Genomic DNA, 19,610 nt, shown 5'->3' with positions numbered 1-19,610 from the left:
AAGGTAAAGGGTAAAAGTTATTACCTTTTGCCTTTTTTTTTATAGATTTTATTCTTCTGTTACCACTACATGACCATTTCTTGTTTGATTACCTTGTGCATAAACTTCTCTAATTGGAAAGGGAATTTTAATTTTTTCTTGCTGATACCTTTTATGCAATTGCTTAATAAATTTGTGTTTAGCAATGCGTTGGTCAAAGAATTCATTCACCCGCATAAATACTGTAAAATCAATACTTGAATCTCCAAAAGTATGAAATCTGAGAAACGGTTCATTTTCTAATAATTCGGGTGAAACTTCTTCCAATACTTTTTTTGCAACCTCTACAGTTACTCTTTCAACTTCCTCAAGGTCGCTCTCGTAATCTACACCAACATTAATCGTTAATGTAATTTCCTTAACTGGTAAATGGTAATTAGTAAAAATCGCCGAGGCAAGTTTAGAATTAGGGACAATGATCACATTATTTGAAAGCTCTTTAATTGTAGTATTGCGCCATGTAATATCTGTAATATATCCTTCATGTTTATCCTCTAATTTTACATAGTCTCCCGTTCTAACTTGCTTAGACATAATTAAATAAACACCCGAAAATAAATTTGCTAGGGTGTCTTGAAGTGCCAAACCAACTGCTAAACCACCAATACCTAAAGTGGTAAGTATCGGTGTAATTTGAATGCCAATCGTTTGTAATATAATTAATGTTCCTAAAATTAAAACGATAGTTGTGGCAAGGTTAGAAAGTAGTGATGCAGAAACCCCTTGATTTCTCCGACTATATAATCTAATAAAACCAGCAATTAATCGGGCAATAACTATCGTAATTGAATACAAAAAAACAATTGTCAGAATTGTTTGCAATACCTCGGCAATATCTGGTATTAAGCTTTTATAAGCACGAATTGCTCCATAAAATCCAGCTAGTACAAACCAAGTGAAGGTGATGCGTTGTAAGGAGCGAAATAATATTTCATTACCTGGTAGTTGGCGAGCAGCAAATGTTTTCAATTTAGTAAAAACGATTTTTTCAGCAATTATTCCAGCTAGTAAACCAGCTAAAATAAATCCCAGTGGGAGAATCCATTTTATCAACATATATCTGCTCCAAATTGCATTAAAATCATTGTCTCTAAGATTTTGAATTTGTGAATTTTAATTCAATGCCTCCGTAATTGTGACATCATAACAAATTTTATCCACTTCAAAATCCACTGAAGTTTCTTTGCTATTTCCCTGTATTTTGTTACAGTTTAAATTATACATGGCTGAATCAAAGAACTGACTTTTCACGTTATGTGGAAAACCTCGCTTCCATTCCTCTCTCCTGCAAGGAGAGAGGCTTTGAATTCTCCCCCTTCCCTTGTAGGGAAGGGGGCTGGGGGGTTAGGTTTCGTGTTTTTTTTTACATAACGTGAAAAGTCAGAATCAAAGAGCAATTATCACAGTTTGGGTAGTTGGCATTATTGGCGGTTAAAACTGAAAATTAATTATATGGACTTGCCAATTATTTATCACCCAGATTACGTTGCACCACTGCCTGAAGGACATCGCTTTCCGATGTTAAAGTTCCGGCAATTATACGAACTGCTGTTAGCTGACAGTGTGGCACAATTACAACAATTCCACATGCCGGAATCTCCGCACCCTGAGTTGATAGAGTTAGTTCACACCTGTGAATACGCTCAAGCTTACTGTAACGGAACGCTAGACCCAAAAGCACAACGGCGCATTGGTTTACCTTGGAGTCCGGCGCTGGTAAATCGTACTTGTGTGGCGGTAGGTGGTACAATACTTACGGCTAAACTGGCACTAAGTCAAGGTTTGGCGTGTAATACTGCTGGTGGTACTCATCACGCTTTTCCCAGTTATGGTTCTGGTTTTTGTATTTTCAACGATTTAGCGATCGCCTGCCGCGTCTTACAAAAACTCAACCTTGCGAAAAAAATCCTGATTGTCGATTTAGATGTCCATCAAGGTGACGGCACTGCTTTTATCTTTCAAGACGACGACAGTGTTTTTACTTTCTCCATGCACTGCGAAGTCAACTTTCCCGGTACTAAGCAAAAAAGCGATCTTGATGTTCCCCTAACAACTGGAATGGAAGATGACGCTTATTTACAAACCTTGGCTAATTACTTACCAGATTTATTGTCAGATGTCAAGCCAGATTTGATTTTATACGATGCTGGTGTCGATCCCCATGTAGGCGATCGCTTGGGAAAATTAGCTTTAACTGATACTGGCATTTTCCGCCGAGAAATGCAGGTTTTGAGTACTTGTGTAGCTGCCGGTTATCCCGTTGCCTGCGTTATCGGTGGTGGTTATGCAGATGATCTAAAGTCTCTTGTATGGCGTCACTCTTTAGTGCATCGTGCCGCTAGTCAGATTTATCGGCAGTATCGACTTTAGGGGATTTAGGCGATCGCTCATCTAAAAGTAATGCATTACCAACCATAAGTCCGAATATTATTAAAATTAATTGTATCAATACCTACTTTTTGTAGATAATTAGCTAACTTGAAATCATCTGTAAGGACTAAATATTTATTTTTTGCTAAAGTCACAATTCCACAGTCAGTCAGCCCGTATTTAATAAAATTATCTAGCTGAACAGCATTTACACTTTCAATATAAAATTCATCTAATACAGTCATCGCTTGAGCAAAAACAGAATAACATTGAGAACGTTCTGGTTCACCAATTTGGTTAACAAGACTATTCACTTCAGTAAGAATATTAGGTGTTGTAACAATTTTTGAGAAATATGACAAGATGCTCACTAGCAAATCGTAATCTTCCGGTAAAAACTTTTCAGTTCGATTAAATTGTGATATTCTACTTTGATTTACAGTACCTACAAACCAAAGCAATAAAATATTTGTGTCAATTAAAATTCCTTTTTGTTTGTAACTTTGAAACAACGAGCGAATATAATCTTTCATACCTCACGAATTTTCATCGATTTTACTTCTCCCGTTTCTGCATCTACTGTAAAGATTTTATACTCACGTTCATATTTAGTAGTTAAAGAAATAGCATCAGGAATAAGCGATCTTTCAGTCTTAGCTACAGGACGACTAAAACCTAATGTTACATACCAAAACCTTTTATTTTCTGACAATTCTACTTCTTCAAGCAAGATATCATTGATAGAATTACCTATCATATCCTGTATATCTTCAAAATACTTTTTAGCAGCTACAACAGCACTACGCACATTAATTTCCATATATTTTTACCTCCCGTTTATAATTTTAACTTGATTTTTTGGCTGTTAACAGTTATTAGCTTTAAATAATACTGGCATTTTCCGCCGGTAAATGCAGGTTTTAAGTAGCTGATAAGTTAAAGATGTTTTCCCTTGCTAAGATTTGGGAACATTAGACTTGGAAAACTTTGTTGGTAAGGGCAACACTAGATGAACAACGGCAAAGTCAGAGCAAATTTCTTGAATATTTGGAAAGCATTTTTACAGGTTGAAGAAAACATCGCTAAGGCACGTCAGTTTTGTGTACCTTTCTTAAATCACAACTATGGCTCAGGTACAAGGCGGATCAGTTTTGAGATTGATGTAGCCTTAGCTACCCTTGATGGTTCTACTGAAAACTCCCTGGAGGAGGAAAACTTCTGGGAACGGGTAAAACAGGCAAGAAACGAAGAGGTAAAGCTTTTCGAGAGTGTTCCTACAGGAAAAAATTGGCGAAACAGTCGGCAATTAGGGTCTATCGAACAAGTTGATCCCGACCGTTGCATCATCTCGATAAGATTAGAGCGTGACTTAGCTGACTACATAGTAGCAGGACGTTATCAGATGCCAGCTACTGGATTTTTGTTTTTTGAGGCAGTTGGTGACATTCAACAAATTCAGCGTAAGAAAAAAGCATTGGACGACTTGAAAAATGGTCGTACCCAGAATCCTTATTTGGGAAACTTTTTATTCGACGCATCCCAGGCAAGATCCATCCAAAAAACTGTTGAAATTAAACCAGAGAATTTATTATTATCCTCTGCTAATCCAGGTCAGAAAGCAGCAGTGGAAAAAGTGCTTGCAGCTAAGGATTTAGTTCTCATCCAAGGTCCACCAGGTACAGGCAAAACTACCGTCATTGCCGAGATTTGCTATCAAGTTGCCCTTCGGGGTGGACGCACCCTGATTGCTTCTCAAGCGAACTTAGCAGTTGATAACGCTCTGAGTCGATTAGTTCATAACCCAGCAATCCGGGCTGTACGAAAGGGACGAGCCGAAAGAGTTGGGGAGGAAGGACAGCCATTTTTAGAAGACCAAGTGATTGGCACATGGCTGGAAAATACCGCTACTGATTGCGAAAATAATCTTACTAAACGCTTAGACAATATACAAGTTTTCCGTCAATTGCTGACATCATCACAACGATTTACGGCGTACCTAAAAGCAGAGGAAGAATTAAATTATAAACAAAATGAATTCAAAAAGGGCAAGACAAACCTAGAGGCAAAGTCTAAAAATCAAGAAACAGCCTACAAGGTATCTGTTGCACAGAAAAGCGAGATTGAAATTCTAATTGCGGGGTTAGAAAAGCTGCTAGATGCCGCACCGAATATAAACTGGGAAGCTTCAGAAGTTACAAATTTTTTGCCGCGTCTTAAACCTTACACAGAAGACAACAGTTTAGTACAAAACTTTTTGGCAAATGTTCGTACAGCTGTCAAGTATACTGATGAATTTGGCTTTGTTCGCCCTGAGCGTGGTGTATTTGGATTGGCGGTTTGGTTGCGTGAGACTGTAGGGACTGGAATTTCGGAATTTAGAACAGCATTCAGTTATGCTCAGGATGCGACTGTAGTCATGTCGAATGTTGCAGCATCGGTGCAAGTTTTCAGACAGAATTCTACCCATTTGAATCAGCTACAAAAAGATTATCAGCAATTCCTTACTAAGCAGCAAAATCTACAGCAAGCCATCCAGAGTTGGGAAAATCGCAAACAGGAAATTGATTTAGTTATAACCGTTGTTAAAGAATGGAAGTCTACAGCATATTCCAGATTGTATAAAATCTTGAACAATTGTCAGCAATCTGGTCAACTCTTAACAAATTATCAGGTGCAATTACCATCAGAGTTGCTGCAACTGGCTAGTTCATTTAACTTACCACTTGTACCCACAAATTACACAGTTAACAAAATCGATTATCTACCAGATTGGGTGAGATTGAGAAAAGCGTTGTCTTTTGAGATAGAGGGAGGTTTTATTAACCTACAAGGTAAGCAGTATAATTTTGGTTATTTTTTATATATAAGTTTGACTGAGACTCCAATGGTGCTGTCAACAAGCGATCGCCTACAGTGGCAGGAGATTGCTGAAAAATTTATTAACTATCCACGACTCGACACAAATCAGCGACGACTTATAGTTAAAAATACCCAGCAATTTTTAAGCAATATGCAACAAATCTATGGTGCATCATGGGAACCGAATAACATTGAGTCTACCCTTAACCGTATTACACAAGAACTGCTAGAAAGTATCTTGACAAATGCACGTCAATGCGTTCTTAAAGTCAAAACTGAAATTCAACAACAGCTTCAACCTTTGCAAAATCAATTAAATGAACTTCAAAAAAACGAAATCACCCAACAGCAAATATCTACCGCCAAAAATCAGGTAGAAATAGCGCGGGAAAATGCTAATTTAAAACTTGAACGAGTTATTAATATTTTGCAGCAACTTACCCGAACAAACGTACCTGCTCAATTACGCATTTTAGCTGAACAATATCTGACGACACAAGGAAAGATTTGGGAACAGCATCAACAATTCTCAACGCAAGTGCATAATTGGGAAAGCCATACAAGTAAGCTTGAAAACTTAATTTTATTATTAGAACCTTTTACAGTATTGGAGAATATCAAAAATTCTTTACATCAACATCTTTACCGACTAGAACAAGAAACTGCACTTTTTATAGATGATGTCGATAAATTACAAAAAGAACTATGTAAACTAGAGAAAGAAATACAACCACTATCAGAAGATTTAATTTCCGAAAGAAACTGGTGGCAGACTGTATGGCAAGGGATACCTGATAAACTAAAACCTGATATTTCTTCTACGGAGTTGTTTAATTTAGACTTTTTACGCGGTATCAAAAAGAAGTTTAACTCTTGGCAAAAAAAACTCAAGAATGATGAAACTTATATCAACCGATATCAGCATTTTGTCGAAGATTGGATTGTAAAATTAGGCAATCCTTCAGAACGCGATCGCAATGATTTAAGGCGTATTTATTTAGATAACGCTAACGTCGTCGGCATTACCTGCGTTCAAGCTGCAAATCGCGATTTTTCGGAAGAATTTAAATCTTTTGATGTTGTCATAATTGATGAAGTCAGTAAATGTACTCCACCAGAGTTACTAATCCCAGCTTTGAAAGGCAAAAAGTTAGTAATGGTAGGCGACCATCGTCAATTACCACCTATGCTTAATACTAGTACTTTATCAGAAGTAGCTCAAGAAATTGGCGCTACACGAGAAGAACTGCAATTTTTAGAAGAATCATTATTTAAAATTCAGTTTGAAACTGCTAACAAAAGCATCAAACAGATGCTGACTACTCAATATCGAATGCACCCGATTGTTATGGGCGCAATTAATCAGTTTTACAACGATCAGCTAGAATGTGGCATCCTACAGCCTGACACTAAACGCGCACATAATCTAGCAGGGAAAAACATCGAAGAACATCACCATCTGAACTGGGTCAAAATGCCTCTAATCAATGCATTTAAGGAAGAATCAAAAGGAACTTCTTTCTTGAATACTCCAGAAATTGATGTGATTGAATGTTTGTGTCAGCAGTTCGATAAAGTTTGGGCTTCTAGGGTTGCGAATGGTGAACCAAAAAAAGAAATCGCCGTGATTACATTTTATGGTGCTCAACTAAGAAAAATTGATGAGCGTCTTCAATCTGAACTTTTTCCTTCGTTGCAAATTCGTACTGGCACAGTTGACCGATTTCAAGGCATGGAAAGACCTGTTGTAATTGTTAGTATGGTTCGCAATAACAGTCGGGGAGATGTGGGATTTGCCAAGAAGCCAGAACGAGTTAATGTTGCTTTTTCCCGCGCTCAAGAACTATTAATAATTGTTGGCTGTCACGATTTATTTACTCAGCAACCGGGCAAAGTTGGAAGTATGTATTCCCAGGTTTCAAACATTGTACGTCTTCATGGAGGTTTTATTGATGTTTCTTCAGTCTGCGGCTAAACCTATTGATGATAGTCTCAAGAAATTGGTAGACGAAATCGAAGCGCAAAGTCCAGGTTTATCAGTTTTGGCAGCGCGGAAATTCCGGTATAGTTTATATCAAACTCCTGTAGAAGTCACTATCAAAGAACCCCGCAATTTGAATGTACTCGAAGAGTTTATCATCCGCGCTGGTCTTGAACTTAACCCTCCGCCAACAGAGGATGAATTAGCATCTGTACTTGGGCTTGATCCTGTATTTGTGCGAAGTACCGCTACAACTCTTAAAATGTTACAAACTCTGTCAGCAACATCACCAATTACAGTTACTCCCGAAGGGCGTTTATTCTATGAAAAAGGCTCTGTACCACAGCCTCCATATTCTGTACAAGTTTATGCTGTTAGCGATCGCTTGAACGAAAAAATTATCTTTCAGTCTGAACCTTCAAGTACAGTTGTTTTGAAACAACCTGACTTGGCGGATTTTGTCAAGATTGATCGTAAAATTCCTGATATTTCTTCCTTATCTATTGAGGAAGTACAACAAATTATTCAGGCTTCAGGTTTAGCACTTCATCTACCAAAAGAAGGAAAAATCGTCATTTCCTCTAAAGTCGTAGCTCCAACTGAAACAATTTGGAAAACAATATCGCTTTTCGTTCTCTTCGATGTGCTTGAAGATAGATTGAGTCTGCAAGTAAGAAGTGGAAAGCAAATTTTAGAGTCGATTTCAAACTGGTTGGAAACGCTGCAAGCTGAAGGTAAAGTCTCCTTAGAAGCGTTGTGTGAATTGTCAGACGAAACCATCAATTTTGAGCGCGAAACAACTCTCAATACTCCATAGATAAACATTGCGATCGCAATATACAATATCTTTTTTTTGCCCTAATGTACACACAAAATAAGATACAGCAAATTTCAGGTAAATGAGATACATACGTAAAACCCAAAACCCTACAGAGACGTAGCACTTGGTAGTCTCTACATATAGTTCATTTGCTGTCTGACCCAATCTCGAAAAGCACGAAGCGCTGATAGTTGCCCAATTTTTCTGCTTTCTTGAATAAATTGTGGAATATTCTTTATTGGTACAGGCTCAAAAGTTGGGCTATTTTGCACTTCAATGTATTTGCTGCCAGAAAGAGTATAAATTCGCAAGACAGTACCGTTGTATCTCCAAAACTCAGGGATACCCAACTCGGCATAAAGGGACAATTTGTCTATTTTCGGTCTAGAGTATTCCACCTCAAGCACTAAATCTGGTGGTGGGTCTATATTTAAATCAATATTTTCTTTGTCCCTAATAATCTGCTCGTTTTGAATGTAGTAACTGCTGTCTGGCTCTCCACATGACTCTAAGTCATCTCGCGTCAAGGTTAGCGAGCCAGTGCTTTTAACTTCTAAACCAAATTCCTCACACAACACAAGAACATAGCTTTCGATATTTCGGTTCGAGTTCTCATGTGGCATCAGTGGAGCCATGATTTCTAGTAGTCCTGAGTCATAAGCAATTCGGTTTTTACGCTCCGAACCCATCTCAGCCAGCATGGTTTTAAATGTCTGCCAACTGATGTTTTCGAGCAAAGTCCTAGTTTCTGCGCTTCCTGTTGTTAGCATCGTCGCGATCGCCTTTTTTTGTGAGTGATACATCTGCTCTCATGCTGCCCCCTTGCCTTTTTTGGGTGAAGGGTTTTCATGATGATCTGAAGTCCCTTGTGTGGCGTCACTCTTTGGTGCATTGCGCCGAAGAGTGAGATTTATCATCAGTATCGCCTCTAACAAAAGGAGGAGATTTGACACTCCCCTGGTTGAACAAATTTCGCTATGGCTCATTTGTTCGGAAAACCAGGGGATTCTACATTCTTCCTAGTTACTTGCTCTAACAGGTTTTCACCAATTAAAGTAGTGGTTACTAGTCCTGTAGCGTTATTTCCCGTCTGCCCGACGGTAGCTTTTCCAAGATTTAGAATATTTATTGCTGCGTTCACATCTCTTTGAAGCTGACACCCACAACTACACTTATGGGTACGAGTTGAAAGAGATTTTTTCACAATTGTACCGCAATCTGAACATTTTTGAGATGTCATTCTTGGATTAACAGCGACAACAAGAGTTATGAACTTACCAGCAAAATATTCTAACCAACAACGAAAAGTAGACCAAGCAGCATCATTAATTGACTTGGCAAGACAATGATTTTTTACCATGTTCTTAACACTTAAATCTTCATAGGCGACTAAAGCGTTAGCTTTGCATACGCAGCGTCCTATTCTCTTAAAATGCTCATTACGTTGCCTATTTACTTTTAAGTGTTTTTGAGCATATCTTCGTCTTGCTTTTTTTCGTTGGTTTTTACCTTTCTCTTTTTTGTAAATCTGACGTTGAGCGTGCTTGATGGCTTTTTCAGCTTTCTTTAAAAACCTTGGATTTTCCTCATGATGTCCGTTAGAATCGGAGTAGAAAAACTCAAGCCCTACATCTAAACCGATTTCACCATCAGCCGTTCTTTGCTCAGTCTGAACCTGAATATCAATTGCAAACTGGCAATAGTAACCATCGGCTTTTTTGACTAATCGAACACGTTTAATAGACTTGACAGGATAGGTGTGAATATCCCACTTTCCTAACAGCTTGACCTCGCCTATCCCTTTCTTATCGGTAAATGAAATACGTCGTTTTGTAGGATGCAATGACCAGCCGCTAGTCTTATACTCAACAGAACGGTTGTCTTTTTGAAAACGGGGGAAAGCCTTTTTCCCAGGCTTCTTAGACTTACAATTACTGTAAAATCTGTCAATAGCGCTCCATGCTCTTTCAGTAGCAGCCTGACAAGCCATAGAATTTAATTGTTCTACAAACTTAAACTCTTTCCGCAGTGCTGTTGAGTAATTGTTTAGAGCTATTTTATTAATTTTTGCTTCTCTAGATACATCCATCCAGTAACGAATAGCTTTGTTTCGGATGAACTGAGTAGTTCTAATAGCCTCATCAATTGCTTGATACTGCTGTCTGTTTCCTTTTGCTTTGTACTCTAAAACTAGCACTGCGCTATCACCTCCTTAATTGCTTTCGTTTCGCATATGCTAACATTTATATGAAACCAATGGGAGACAACGTGAAAGTTAAAAGATTAAATTGTAGAATCACAGACCGCAGGTATTATAAGTTAGTCTTATTATCTACTCAAATGGATAGAACTATCAGTAGTCTTGTAGATGAATGGATAGATTCTTTACCCGAACCACAAAAAGAAAATATCACCGCAGGGTAAACCCTGCCTTAAAGTGGCTTTCATCCCTTGGCTGAAGCCGAAGGGTTTTCAGCCTACTCTCTTATAAATATTTATACATCTACCGTTACCTAGATGTTTTTGATTTATTTTTAGATTACTCTTAATCAAAGATTGGGGAGTAGTAGTTTGTCAAAATAAAAATGATGGACTGTAGTCTCGCTCACGCAAGCAAGATGCCCGCACTACCAAAAACCCCTTAAAACAAAATTTACAGACCAGTAGGGACTAAGTACAAATTATCAATAAAGAATTTTCAGCCATTTTGCATTCATCAAATATCCAGTCCCCAGTCCCCAAATATCAAGTTCCAGCAAAAAATCGTTTAATTCGATACAATTTATAAGCGACAAGAGGCTAGGAGAAGTAAAGTGGTGCTATCAAAAGGCTTTGAGATTGAGATGTACACAGGCACGCCTCAAGGACAAATTGTCGGACTCTCCGATAAAATTGTGGGATCTTTAGATGGATTTGTGCGGGAGCCAGATAGTCGGAATGTGGAATATATAACCGCGCCATTGCACAATTACGATCAGTTATTATGCGCTTTGTTGCGTCCCAGGCTGCAACTGCGAAATTACCTCAAACAATTGGGGGATTACACGCTGATTCCCGGAAGCACTTTATCTTTGAGTGGCAGCGATCGCTTTTATCGTTCTGACCCCAGTAATCCATATCACGACTACATTGAGCAAACCTACGGTACCAAAGTTGTCACCGCTAGCGTTCACATCAATGTCGGCATCAGCGACCCGGAGGTATTGATGCGGGCATGTCGAATTATACGTTTAGAAGCGCCTTTGTATTTAGCTTTGAGTGCTTCATCTCCCTTTATTGATGGCAAGGCAACCGGGTATCACTCCACTCGTTGGGGTCTTTTCCCACAAACACCAGCGAATGTGCCGTTATTTGCCAGCCACGCTCATCATATTGAATGGGTGGAAAATCAACTGGCTGCTGGGACAATGCAAAATGTTCGTCATTTGTGGGTATCGGTACGACCAAATGGCGATCGCCGTCCTTACGATTTAAATCGCTTAGAACTGCGAATTTGCGATTTAGTCACAGATCCCATCGCTTTATTGGCAATTACCGCCTTGCTAGAAGCGCGTTTATTACAGATAATAGAGAATCCCCATCTCGATCCGCTTACTCAAAGCAACTTCTCAAGAGAAGAACTGATAACTTTAACAGCAAGCAACGAAGCAGCAGCAGCGTCTGCTAGCCTTGATGCTGAACTAATACATTGGCAAGATGGCAGAAGCATTCTTGCTAGAGATTGGATTGGCGAATTATATGATGAAGTTTCGGCGATCGCCAAACGTCATAGTTTTGGCTGCTTCCTTTCGCCCTTACAAAAAATACTCCGCGAAGGCAATGAGGCTCAACAGTGGCTGCAACTGCATTCTGTAGGTTTTGATACCACTTGCGTCATTACCCAGGCTATTCGTGCCACGCGAGAACGAGAAATTGAACTAGAAGACAAATTGTGTTCCTCCTTAATAGCTTAAGACTGCACAAGAACTGTGTGGAAGTAAATGATAAATTCCTCTGAAAATAAAAAGTCAGTTTCTTCACAGAAAATTTATTATTTCTTCATAAAAGCAAAAAAGAGTCCCAAATATTCCTTTGGGAGGGTTCTGACTTTGTTTTAAATATCTAATCATTGGTATTTTTTGAGAAATATTAATAAAAGTTATATATAGAGAGGTTAGATACGTATAAATAGCATTGGTAATAGTTGTTTTGTATACATTTATCCCCTCGCAAATGCCTCAGGTAGTTTTAGTTAATCCGCAAATTCCTCCCAATACAGGTAATATTGCCCGTACTTGTGCAGCTACGGGTACAGAATTACATTTGGTTGGACCTTTGGGCTTTGAAATTAGCGATCGCTATTTAAAAAGGGCAGGTTTAGATTACTGGCCCTATGTAAAGCTGCACTGTCATGAATCTCTAGAAGCGTTTCAAGTTGTACATCAGCAGCGTGGTGGTTCCTTGTTGGGCTTTAGCGTGTTGGGTAGTTTGAATTATGCAAACTTTCAGTTTCAAGAAGAGGATTGGCTGTTATTTGGCAGTGAAACGACTGGTTTACCAGCAACAGCTTTGTCTATTTGCGATGCCACTTTGCATATTCCTATGTCCCAGAAGAATGTTCGCAGCTTGAATCTTTCAGTAAGTGTTGCTGTGAGTTTGTTTGAAGCCCGTCGTCAGTTAGGCTATTTACAGTAAGGAGGCAGGAGGCAGAGGGCAGGAGGCAGGAGAAATGCTCATAAATAAATTTAATTATGCGTTGCCCGAAACCCTTGTAGAGACGTTCCGCCGGAACGTCTCTATGTCTTTTCGGGAGATGTCTATTATTTTAAATACATTCAACGGGTCGCCAAGATTGTTTCCCCGACACAAGAGCGCAGCAAGTCTAAGAGAGGAATGGCGCTCCGGGACTATGAGTCTGGGGACTGGGGAAAAGGCACTTCCGTTTTCTTTAAAACTTGCTTGGGGTCTGAAGAGAGCGAACAATAATCCTGTGTCCCCAGTCCCTAATCCCTAGTCCCCAGTCCCTTTTTCAAGTAGCCATCATCAATTGCGTATACCAATAACTCATGAAAATATTTTTTCCCTTTTGCCTTTCCCCCTGTTTCAAGTCAGGTAGGCATAAATAAAAACATCAAAAAAAAATCTTGTTTATGTTAAACAAAATAACTAGTATACTTTTAAAAGATTTGTTAAGAAAAAATAGTGAAAAATACTTACGAATTTGGGCGGGGTTATATAAGAAATTTGTATATAAAGTTTGAGCGGCTATCTGACCCGAATGATAGTTTTTCATGAATTGGAAGCTCTATTTTTTGGGAACAAAAACAGTGCAAGCTTGTCTTCTAAAGCATTTGAGCTATTTTTGCGAAAAAAGTGAAATTTGAACAGCAAAAAACGGCGTGCGAGTTTATACGGTTGTCTTTCAGGGAAGAATCAACGTAAAGTCTCGTGTTGAGAAGGCGGATTGGGTGCATAAGTCTAGAAGATATCTACAGTAGGGGCATCGCTTTTGTTTGAAGTCTTAGCTCATATCTAGCGAACGAGCGCAAATTTTTATTTGTGGATAAAGTGCTAATGAAAGCAAGATAGACATTAGACAACGCTCTAAAAGCATATATTGCCAGGTGTAGGGGAGTCGAACGGACAAGTAAGCACAGCAACTTGAAAATGAAAAATTTAAATTTTGCGATCGTGTAATTAACTTGTCTAAATCAGAGAAGCAAGATAATCTTGCGTAAGTGTCTCTGATGAGTGTGATCTCGATCTGTGATTAAATGTGATCTAGATCATTGACTAATATCCGAATTAAAGATCGAGGTCAGTTAAGCGCTAGTAGATCATAGGAGGTCGTCTTTGAAACGAGCATTAAAGGAGAAAGTGAAGGCTGTGCTTGAAAATCCCCACAGTGACAATGCCCCAGCGGAACAGCTAAACGTGGTTAATCCATGCTTTAACCGCCAGGGACGGACAAAAGCCGCCATGATTGGTTTGGCAATTTCAATGGGAGCTACCAGCCTCCTGGTGACTCGGCAAGGCGACCAAGCCCAAGCAGCAGCCCCTGTAGGCAATCAAAACACAGCCTCAACGATTCCTGCGGCTCCTAACACCGAGGTGAAATTTGCGCCCACGCCAAAACTGGAATATCAAGCCGCGTCATCAGTAAGCGTGCTGGGAAGTCCTCAAATAGTGGAACCAACAGCAATTTCACAAGTGCCTGGGCTTCAAGCTAAATTGCAAGTTGCTGCACCTGTGGTAGCCAGAACAACTACCACAATCCAACAGTCGGTAAATTTGCAGCCTCAAGCCGCAGAAAAAGTAAGCATTCCCAAGAGTTATGCCAATCAGCAAAGCGATCGCACTGCAATTGCTGACGCTCAAAGCATATCCTTGAATGCCCAACCACAAACAGTAGTTTCGTCAGCATCAGTCGCGAATAGCGGTGAAATCAATTCTCAATTGAGGGCACAGCAAGACTTTGCAATCAATCGCTTACAAGAAAAATCGAACCGTTTAAGAAGAAGTCTGGCGGAGTGGCGGTCTGAGGAGACCAAATTATCACAAACAACAAACGAGGTAGCACAGCCAACGATTGCGGTGGAAAAAACACCACAGTTGAACGCAAATAACACTGCATTACAGCCATCAAAAAATGCTACCGATGCCAGCCAAGCAAGCCTCATATCGAAGTTAAAGCAGGCAAACGTAAAAAATGCGCCGACGGTCGCGACAAACACACGCCTGACGCCATCACCAAAGGTAGCTTACGAAGTTAAGCCTGGAGATACATTAGGAACGATCGCTAGCGATCGCGGTACTTCAGTCTCAGAAATAATCAAGGCAAATAATCTCAACAATCCCAACGAACTGCGAATCAATCAAAAACTCACAGTTCCATCTGCCGAAAACCGCAGTACTGCCATCCAGCCAACTGTCCCAGCAGTTACTCCTGTGCAGCCTGGTAGTGCCCCTGAGATTGTTACGCCATCATTAACATTTAGCGCTGGCTTAACTCCTTCTGAGCCTTCACAGCCATCATTCACGGCTAACAAGAACGGTGTTACCATCCCGACAGCAGTAATTTCTGGCAACCAGATTCAAGCAACTGCGATTAAGCCCACAACAGACCTCACCACAGCCCCCGCTTATGGTATCGGTGGTGACAGCCCAGTCCCACAAAACTTGAATCAAATGCAACTGGCGAAAAAGCCGCCAGAGGTAACACGGACAAAAAATAATCCACGCCTGCGTAGCTTGCAAGACGAAATTGAGAGACTACGGGCGAAATACCGCGCTCAACAATCTGGTAACGTAGTCGTACCTACAGAATCCCCAAGCAACGAAGCTGCGGTGCAGATTCCTGTTTCTCGACCGGATAATTTCGCGGTGTCGAATCCCGTTAATAGAGTGAATAATGTTGCGGTGCCGATCCTCGTTCCTAAACCGATGGCACCTAACTATAGCGCTCAACCTGTTCAGCCTCAATTCAGTGCAACTCAACGCACCAATGACGCAGTTAATCCAGATTTCTTTTTTATTAATCAAACATCACGTCAGTGGAATCCTAGCGGCAACAGACCAAGTGTGAGAATTGCCACACCTCCTGTTGGTGTTGATGCTTCTGCATCTCTTGGAGGAATGCGCGGAAGAACAGTTTCTCCAGATTTACCGCCTTTAACAGCAGCAGTGGATAGATACTTACCCAGAGCGATTGACCCGACCATGCCCGCTCCGTCTACCATGACCACTGCTTATATTTGGCCCGCCAAGGGTGTCCTCACCTCTGGCTTTGGGCAGCGTTGGGGACGTCCACACAAAGGTATTGACGTTGCTAACGGTACAGGCACACCAATATACGCATCGGCTGATGGTGTAATTGAAAAAGCTGGCTGGAATAGAGGTGGCTACGGCAATGTTGTCGATATCCGCCATAACGATGGCAGCATGACTCGCTACGGTCATAACAGCAAAATCCTGGTGCAGGCAGGTCAACCAGTGCGCCAAGGCGACACAATTGCTTTAATGGGCAGCACAGGCTTTAGTACTGGTCCACACACCCACTTTGAAATTCATGCATCAGGCAGAGGTGCTGTTAATCCAATAGCTTTGTTACCCGCTCGCCTGTAGCTCCTGGCTGTCTTTTTGGTTAAACTCCCTATGAACGCTTTTCATTACAGCTACTAGGGAGTAATGAGCCGGGAGTGGTAAAGATTTTATTTCCTACTCCCTGATTTCTATTACGTAATATTCTTTGCCTTGAGGAGCGCAAAAAAATAATTGAGTTAAAAGCTAGGCAAGAAAAATTTTTTCTGCTATATTAAGGAAGGCATGAAAAAAGTTTGGCTCAGTAGCTCAGTTGGTTAGAGCGTGGGACTCATAAGCCTGAGGTCGTGTGTTCGAGTCACACCTGAGCCATTTCAAAAATATGATAATTCAGTAGAGACGTTCCGCCGGAACGTCTCTACTGTTTTTCCTACTGGCATTGCAACTTATGATAATTTTAGGCGATCGCCTTAAATTATCATAACTTCTATCCAAAGGAGTAAAATCATAACCAATAAGACAGCAGTACGACTGTTCTAAGACAGCAGTAAAGATAGTATTATTAAGGACTTAACGCGCTGCCTCTATTTATTCAGCCTGCCGATATGTCAGATCAAAAGCTTGCTGCATCATCACTAAATGGTCATCTTCCTCACCCCAACGCCAATAGCCAGAATACCATTCGGATTCGGGGTGCAAGGCAGCATAATCTGAAAAATATTGATTTAGAATTGCCACGCGATCGCCTGATTGTCTTTACTGGGGTTTCTGGTTCTGGCAAGTCTTCTTTAGCATTTGATACCATTTTCGCCGAAGGACAGCGCCGCTACGTTGAATCTTTGAGCGCCTACGCACGGCAATTTTTGGGACAATTAGATAAACCTGATGTCGAAGCCATTGAAGGTTTGAGTCCGGCGATTTCTATCGACCAAAAATCAACTTCTCATAACCCGCGCTCCACAGTTGGAACTGTAACAGAAATTTACGATTACTTGCGTTTGCTGTTTGGACGTGCTGGTGAACCCCATTGTCCGATATGCGATCGCTGTATTGCACCGCAAACTATCGACGAGATGGTTGATCGGATTATGGATTTAAGCGATCGCACACGCTTTCAAATCCTGGCGCCTGTTGTCCGAGGTAAAAAAGGCACCCATAAAAAGCTTTTATCAAGTCTTGCCTCTCAAGGTTTTGTCCGCATCCGCGTTAATGGGGAAGTGCGAGAATTATCAGATTCAATTGACTTAGATAAGAATTTTACTCACACCATTGAAGTAGTAATTGACCGTCTTGTGAAAAAAGACGGCATACAAGAGCGTTTGGTAGATTCCCTTTCTACGTGCTTAAAACAATCAAATGGTATTGCTACCATAGTTATTACTCCAACTTCTGACAACGAACAAGAGACAAGCGAACAAGAACTAGTATTTTCGGAAAATTTTGCTTGTCCGGAACATGGGGCAGTAATGGAAGAATTATCACCGCGATTGTTCTCGTTTAACTCACCTTATGGTGCTTGTCCTAATTGTCATGGATTAGGAAGTTTAAGAAGGTTTTCACCAGATTTGGTAGTACCCGATCCAGAAGCACCTGTGTATGCAGCGATCGCACCTTGGTCAGAGAAGGATAATTCCTATTATTTGGAGTTATTATACAAGGTTGGGCAAGCTTATGATTTTGAACTTCAAAATAACTGGTATAAATTAACAGATGAACAGCGTCAAGTTATTTTGTATGGAGAAGAAAATGCAGATCAAAATAAGCACAATTACAAAGGGGCAATTCCAATTTTACAGCGCCAATATGAAGGTGGCTCCGAATTAATTAAGCAGAAATTAGAGCAGTATTTAGTAGATCAACCGTGTGAAGTTTGTCACGGCAAAAGGTTAAAACCGGAAGCTTTAGCAGTGCGGTTGGGACAGTATTGCATGTTAGATTTAAGTGGTGTATCGATTCGCGATTGTCGCCAGAAAATTGACGAATTAAAATTGAGCGATCGCCAATTGCAAATTGCTGATTTAGTACTGCGAGAAATTAAATCAAGATTGCAATTTTTGCTCGATGTCGGATTAGATTATCTCACCCTTGACCGTCCAGCAATGACACTTTCCGGTGGAGAAGCGCAACGAATTCGTTTAGCAACTCAAATTGGTTCTGGTTTAACAGGAGTTCTCTACGTTTTAGATGAACCAAGTATCGGTTTGCATCAAAGAGATAACGGACGCTTGCTGCGAACTTTAACTAAATTGCGCGATTTGGGTAATACGTTAATTGTAGTTGAGCATGATGAAGAAACAATTCGTGCAGCTAACCACATAGTTGATATTGGTCCCGGTGCAGGAATTCACGGCGGATATATAATTGCTCAAGGTGATTTACAAGCCTTATTAACCGCAGAAAAATCCTTAACGGGTGCGTATTTATCAGGACGACGAGTAATTGAAACTCCAGCAGAAAGACGGCAAGGAAATGGACGAAGTTTGATAATTGAAAATGCCCATCGCAACAACTTAAAAAATATCGATGTCGAAATTCCTCTAGGTAAACTTGTTGCTGTTACTGGTGTTTCTGGTTCGGGAAAATCTACTTTAATTAATGAATTACTTTACCCAGCATTGCAACATCAACTGACAAAGAAAGTTCCTTTACCTAAACATTTACAGGGAATTAAGGGATTAAATGCTGTTGATAAAGCAATTGTAATTGACCAATCACCAATTGGACGCACACCGCGTTCTAATCCTGCAACTTATACAGGGGTTTTTGATGTTATTCGCGATGTATTTTCGCAAACAGTAGAAGCAAAAGCTAGAGGTTACAAACCTGGACAATTTTCTTTCAATGTTAAAGGTGGACGTTGTGAAGCTTGCAGCGGACAGGGTGTAAATGTCATTGAAATGAACTTTTTGCCTGATGTTTACGTGCAATGCGAAGTTTGTAAAGGTGCAAGATATAATCGAGAAACTTTGCAAGTAAAGTACAAGGATAAGTCTATTTCTGATGTTCTCAATATGACAGTTGAGGAAAGTTTAGACTTTTTCCAAAATATTCCCAAAGCTTTTACTAGGTTACAAACTTTGGTTGATGTGGGACTAGGTTACATTCAATTGGGACAACCTGCAACAACTTTATCTGGTGGTGAAGCGCAGCGGGTGAAATTAGCTACTGAATTATCACGTCGCGCTACAGGAAAGACACTTTATTTAATTGATGAACCGACTACAGGCTTATCTTTTTACGATGTCCACAAATTGTTAGATGTGTTGCAACGTTTAGTAGATAAAGGAAATTCAATTTTAGTAATTGAACACAATTTAGATGTGATTCGTTGTTCTGATTGGTTGATAGATTTGGGTCCCGAAGGTGGTGATAAAGGAGGAGAAATTATTGCAGTGGGGACACCGGAGGATGTAGCGAAGAATCCGAGGTCTTATACTGGGCAATATTTGCAGCAAGTTTTGCAACAATATCCAGCTATTGTTAAGAGTTGAGGAACTTATTTTAATAGGAGCCAAAAATGAA

At 40.2% G+C, this 19,610-nt stretch carries 13 protein-coding genes and 1 tRNA gene; 9 read left to right on the top strand and 5 right to left on the bottom strand.

Annotated features, from left to right (window positions below; translation table 11 throughout):
• Window positions 1–48: 48 nt before the first annotated feature.
• Window positions 49–1,092: a mechanosensitive ion channel family protein gene (locus TOL9009_RS0128960; RefSeq protein ID WP_029636832.1), complete on the bottom strand. Its 1,044-nt coding sequence runs from the start codon at window positions 1,090–1,092 to the stop codon at window positions 49–51.
• Window positions 1,093–1,491: 399 nt separating this feature from the next.
• On the opposite strand from TOL9009_RS0128960, the gene TOL9009_RS0128955 reads away from it, so the two are divergent.
• Entirely contained in the window at window positions 1,492–2,409 is a 918-nt protein-coding gene (locus tag TOL9009_RS0128955; RefSeq protein WP_029636831.1) for a histone deacetylase family protein, read from the top strand.
• Between the two features lie 35 nt (window positions 2,410–2,444).
• Here the strand turns inward: TOL9009_RS0128955 and TOL9009_RS0128950 are convergent, their stop codons facing one another.
• The gene (locus tag TOL9009_RS0128950; RefSeq protein ID WP_029636829.1) at window positions 2,445–2,942 is read right to left on the bottom strand and encodes a PIN domain-containing protein; all 498 of its coding nucleotides are present in this window, start codon (window positions 2,940–2,942) and stop codon (window positions 2,445–2,447) included.
• Window positions 2,939–3,229 (bottom strand): hypothetical protein, encoded by a 291-nt coding sequence (locus TOL9009_RS0128945; protein ID WP_029636827.1) that lies wholly within the window; start codon window positions 3,227–3,229, stop codon window positions 2,939–2,941. Before TOL9009_RS0128945 ends, TOL9009_RS0128950 begins: the two co-directional genes overlap by 4 nt.
• A gap of 189 nt (window positions 3,230–3,418) precedes the next feature.
• Here TOL9009_RS0128945 and TOL9009_RS40820 point away from each other — a divergent pair, with 189 nt between their 5' ends.
• Together TOL9009_RS40820 and TOL9009_RS40815 are read left to right on the top strand one after the other, a co-directional pair.
• Window positions 3,419–7,243: an AAA domain-containing protein gene (locus TOL9009_RS40820; protein ID WP_051503058.1), complete on the top strand. Its 3,825-nt coding sequence runs from the start codon at window positions 3,419–3,421 to the stop codon at window positions 7,241–7,243.
• Window positions 7,221–8,066 (top strand): hypothetical protein, encoded by an 846-nt coding sequence (locus TOL9009_RS40815; protein WP_051503057.1) that lies wholly within the window; start codon window positions 7,221–7,223, stop codon window positions 8,064–8,066. Before TOL9009_RS40820 ends, TOL9009_RS40815 begins: the two co-directional genes overlap by 23 nt.
• Before the next feature lie 137 nt (window positions 8,067–8,203).
• On the opposite strand, the gene TOL9009_RS0128930 is transcribed toward TOL9009_RS40815, so the two are convergent.
• Together TOL9009_RS0128930 and TOL9009_RS0128925 are read right to left on the bottom strand one after the other, a co-directional pair.
• The gene (locus tag TOL9009_RS0128930; RefSeq protein ID WP_029636825.1) at window positions 8,204–8,839 is read right to left on the bottom strand and encodes a Uma2 family endonuclease; all 636 of its coding nucleotides are present in this window, start codon (window positions 8,837–8,839) and stop codon (window positions 8,204–8,206) included.
• A gap of 212 nt (window positions 8,840–9,051) precedes the next feature.
• A complete protein-coding gene (locus TOL9009_RS0128925) occupies window positions 9,052–10,266 on the bottom strand; it encodes an RNA-guided endonuclease InsQ/TnpB family protein (RefSeq protein WP_029636823.1) in 1,215 nt (404 codons plus the stop codon).
• A gap of 59 nt (window positions 10,267–10,325) precedes the next feature.
• Between TOL9009_RS0128925 and TOL9009_RS47915 the strand changes: the two genes are divergently transcribed.
• The 6 genes from TOL9009_RS47915 to uvrA all read left to right on the top strand — a co-directional run bounded on the left by TOL9009_RS47915 (window position 10,326) and on the right by uvrA (window position 19,579).
• Entirely contained in the window at window positions 10,326–10,493 is a 168-nt protein-coding gene (locus tag TOL9009_RS47915) for a hypothetical protein (RefSeq protein ID WP_186227673.1), read from the top strand.
• 389 nt (window positions 10,494–10,882) lie between these two features.
• Window positions 10,883–12,022, top strand: a complete 1,140-nt coding sequence (gshA, locus tag TOL9009_RS0128915) for a glutamate--cysteine ligase (protein ID WP_029636822.1) — start codon at window positions 10,883–10,885, stop codon at window positions 12,020–12,022.
• A 259-nt stretch (window positions 12,023–12,281) separates the two neighbouring features.
• Window positions 12,282–12,743, top strand: a complete 462-nt coding sequence (locus TOL9009_RS0128910; RefSeq protein ID WP_029636820.1) for a tRNA (cytidine(34)-2'-O)-methyltransferase — start codon at window positions 12,282–12,284, stop codon at window positions 12,741–12,743.
• A 1,158-nt stretch (window positions 12,744–13,901) separates the two neighbouring features.
• The gene (locus tag TOL9009_RS0128900; RefSeq protein WP_029636816.1) at window positions 13,902–16,172 is read left to right on the top strand and encodes a peptidoglycan DD-metalloendopeptidase family protein; all 2,271 of its coding nucleotides are present in this window, start codon (window positions 13,902–13,904) and stop codon (window positions 16,170–16,172) included.
• Window positions 16,173–16,386: 214 nt separating this feature from the next.
• Window positions 16,387–16,460 (top strand) — tRNA-Met (locus TOL9009_RS0128895).
• A 233-nt stretch (window positions 16,461–16,693) separates the two neighbouring features.
• On the top strand, window positions 16,694–19,579 hold the full coding sequence (uvrA, locus tag TOL9009_RS0128890; protein WP_029636814.1) for an excinuclease ABC subunit UvrA: 2,886 nt from the start codon (window positions 16,694–16,696) through the stop codon (window positions 19,577–19,579).
• Window positions 19,580–19,610 lie beyond the last annotated feature (31 nt).

Origin of the sequence: [Scytonema hofmanni] UTEX 2349 (assembly GCF_000582685.1) — a bacterium.
GTDB lineage: Bacteria > Cyanobacteriota > Cyanobacteriia > Cyanobacteriales > Nostocaceae > Hassallia > Hassallia hofmanni.
Note: the sequence above shows the minus strand (reverse complement) of the source record. Positions and strands in the feature narration are given on the sequence as shown.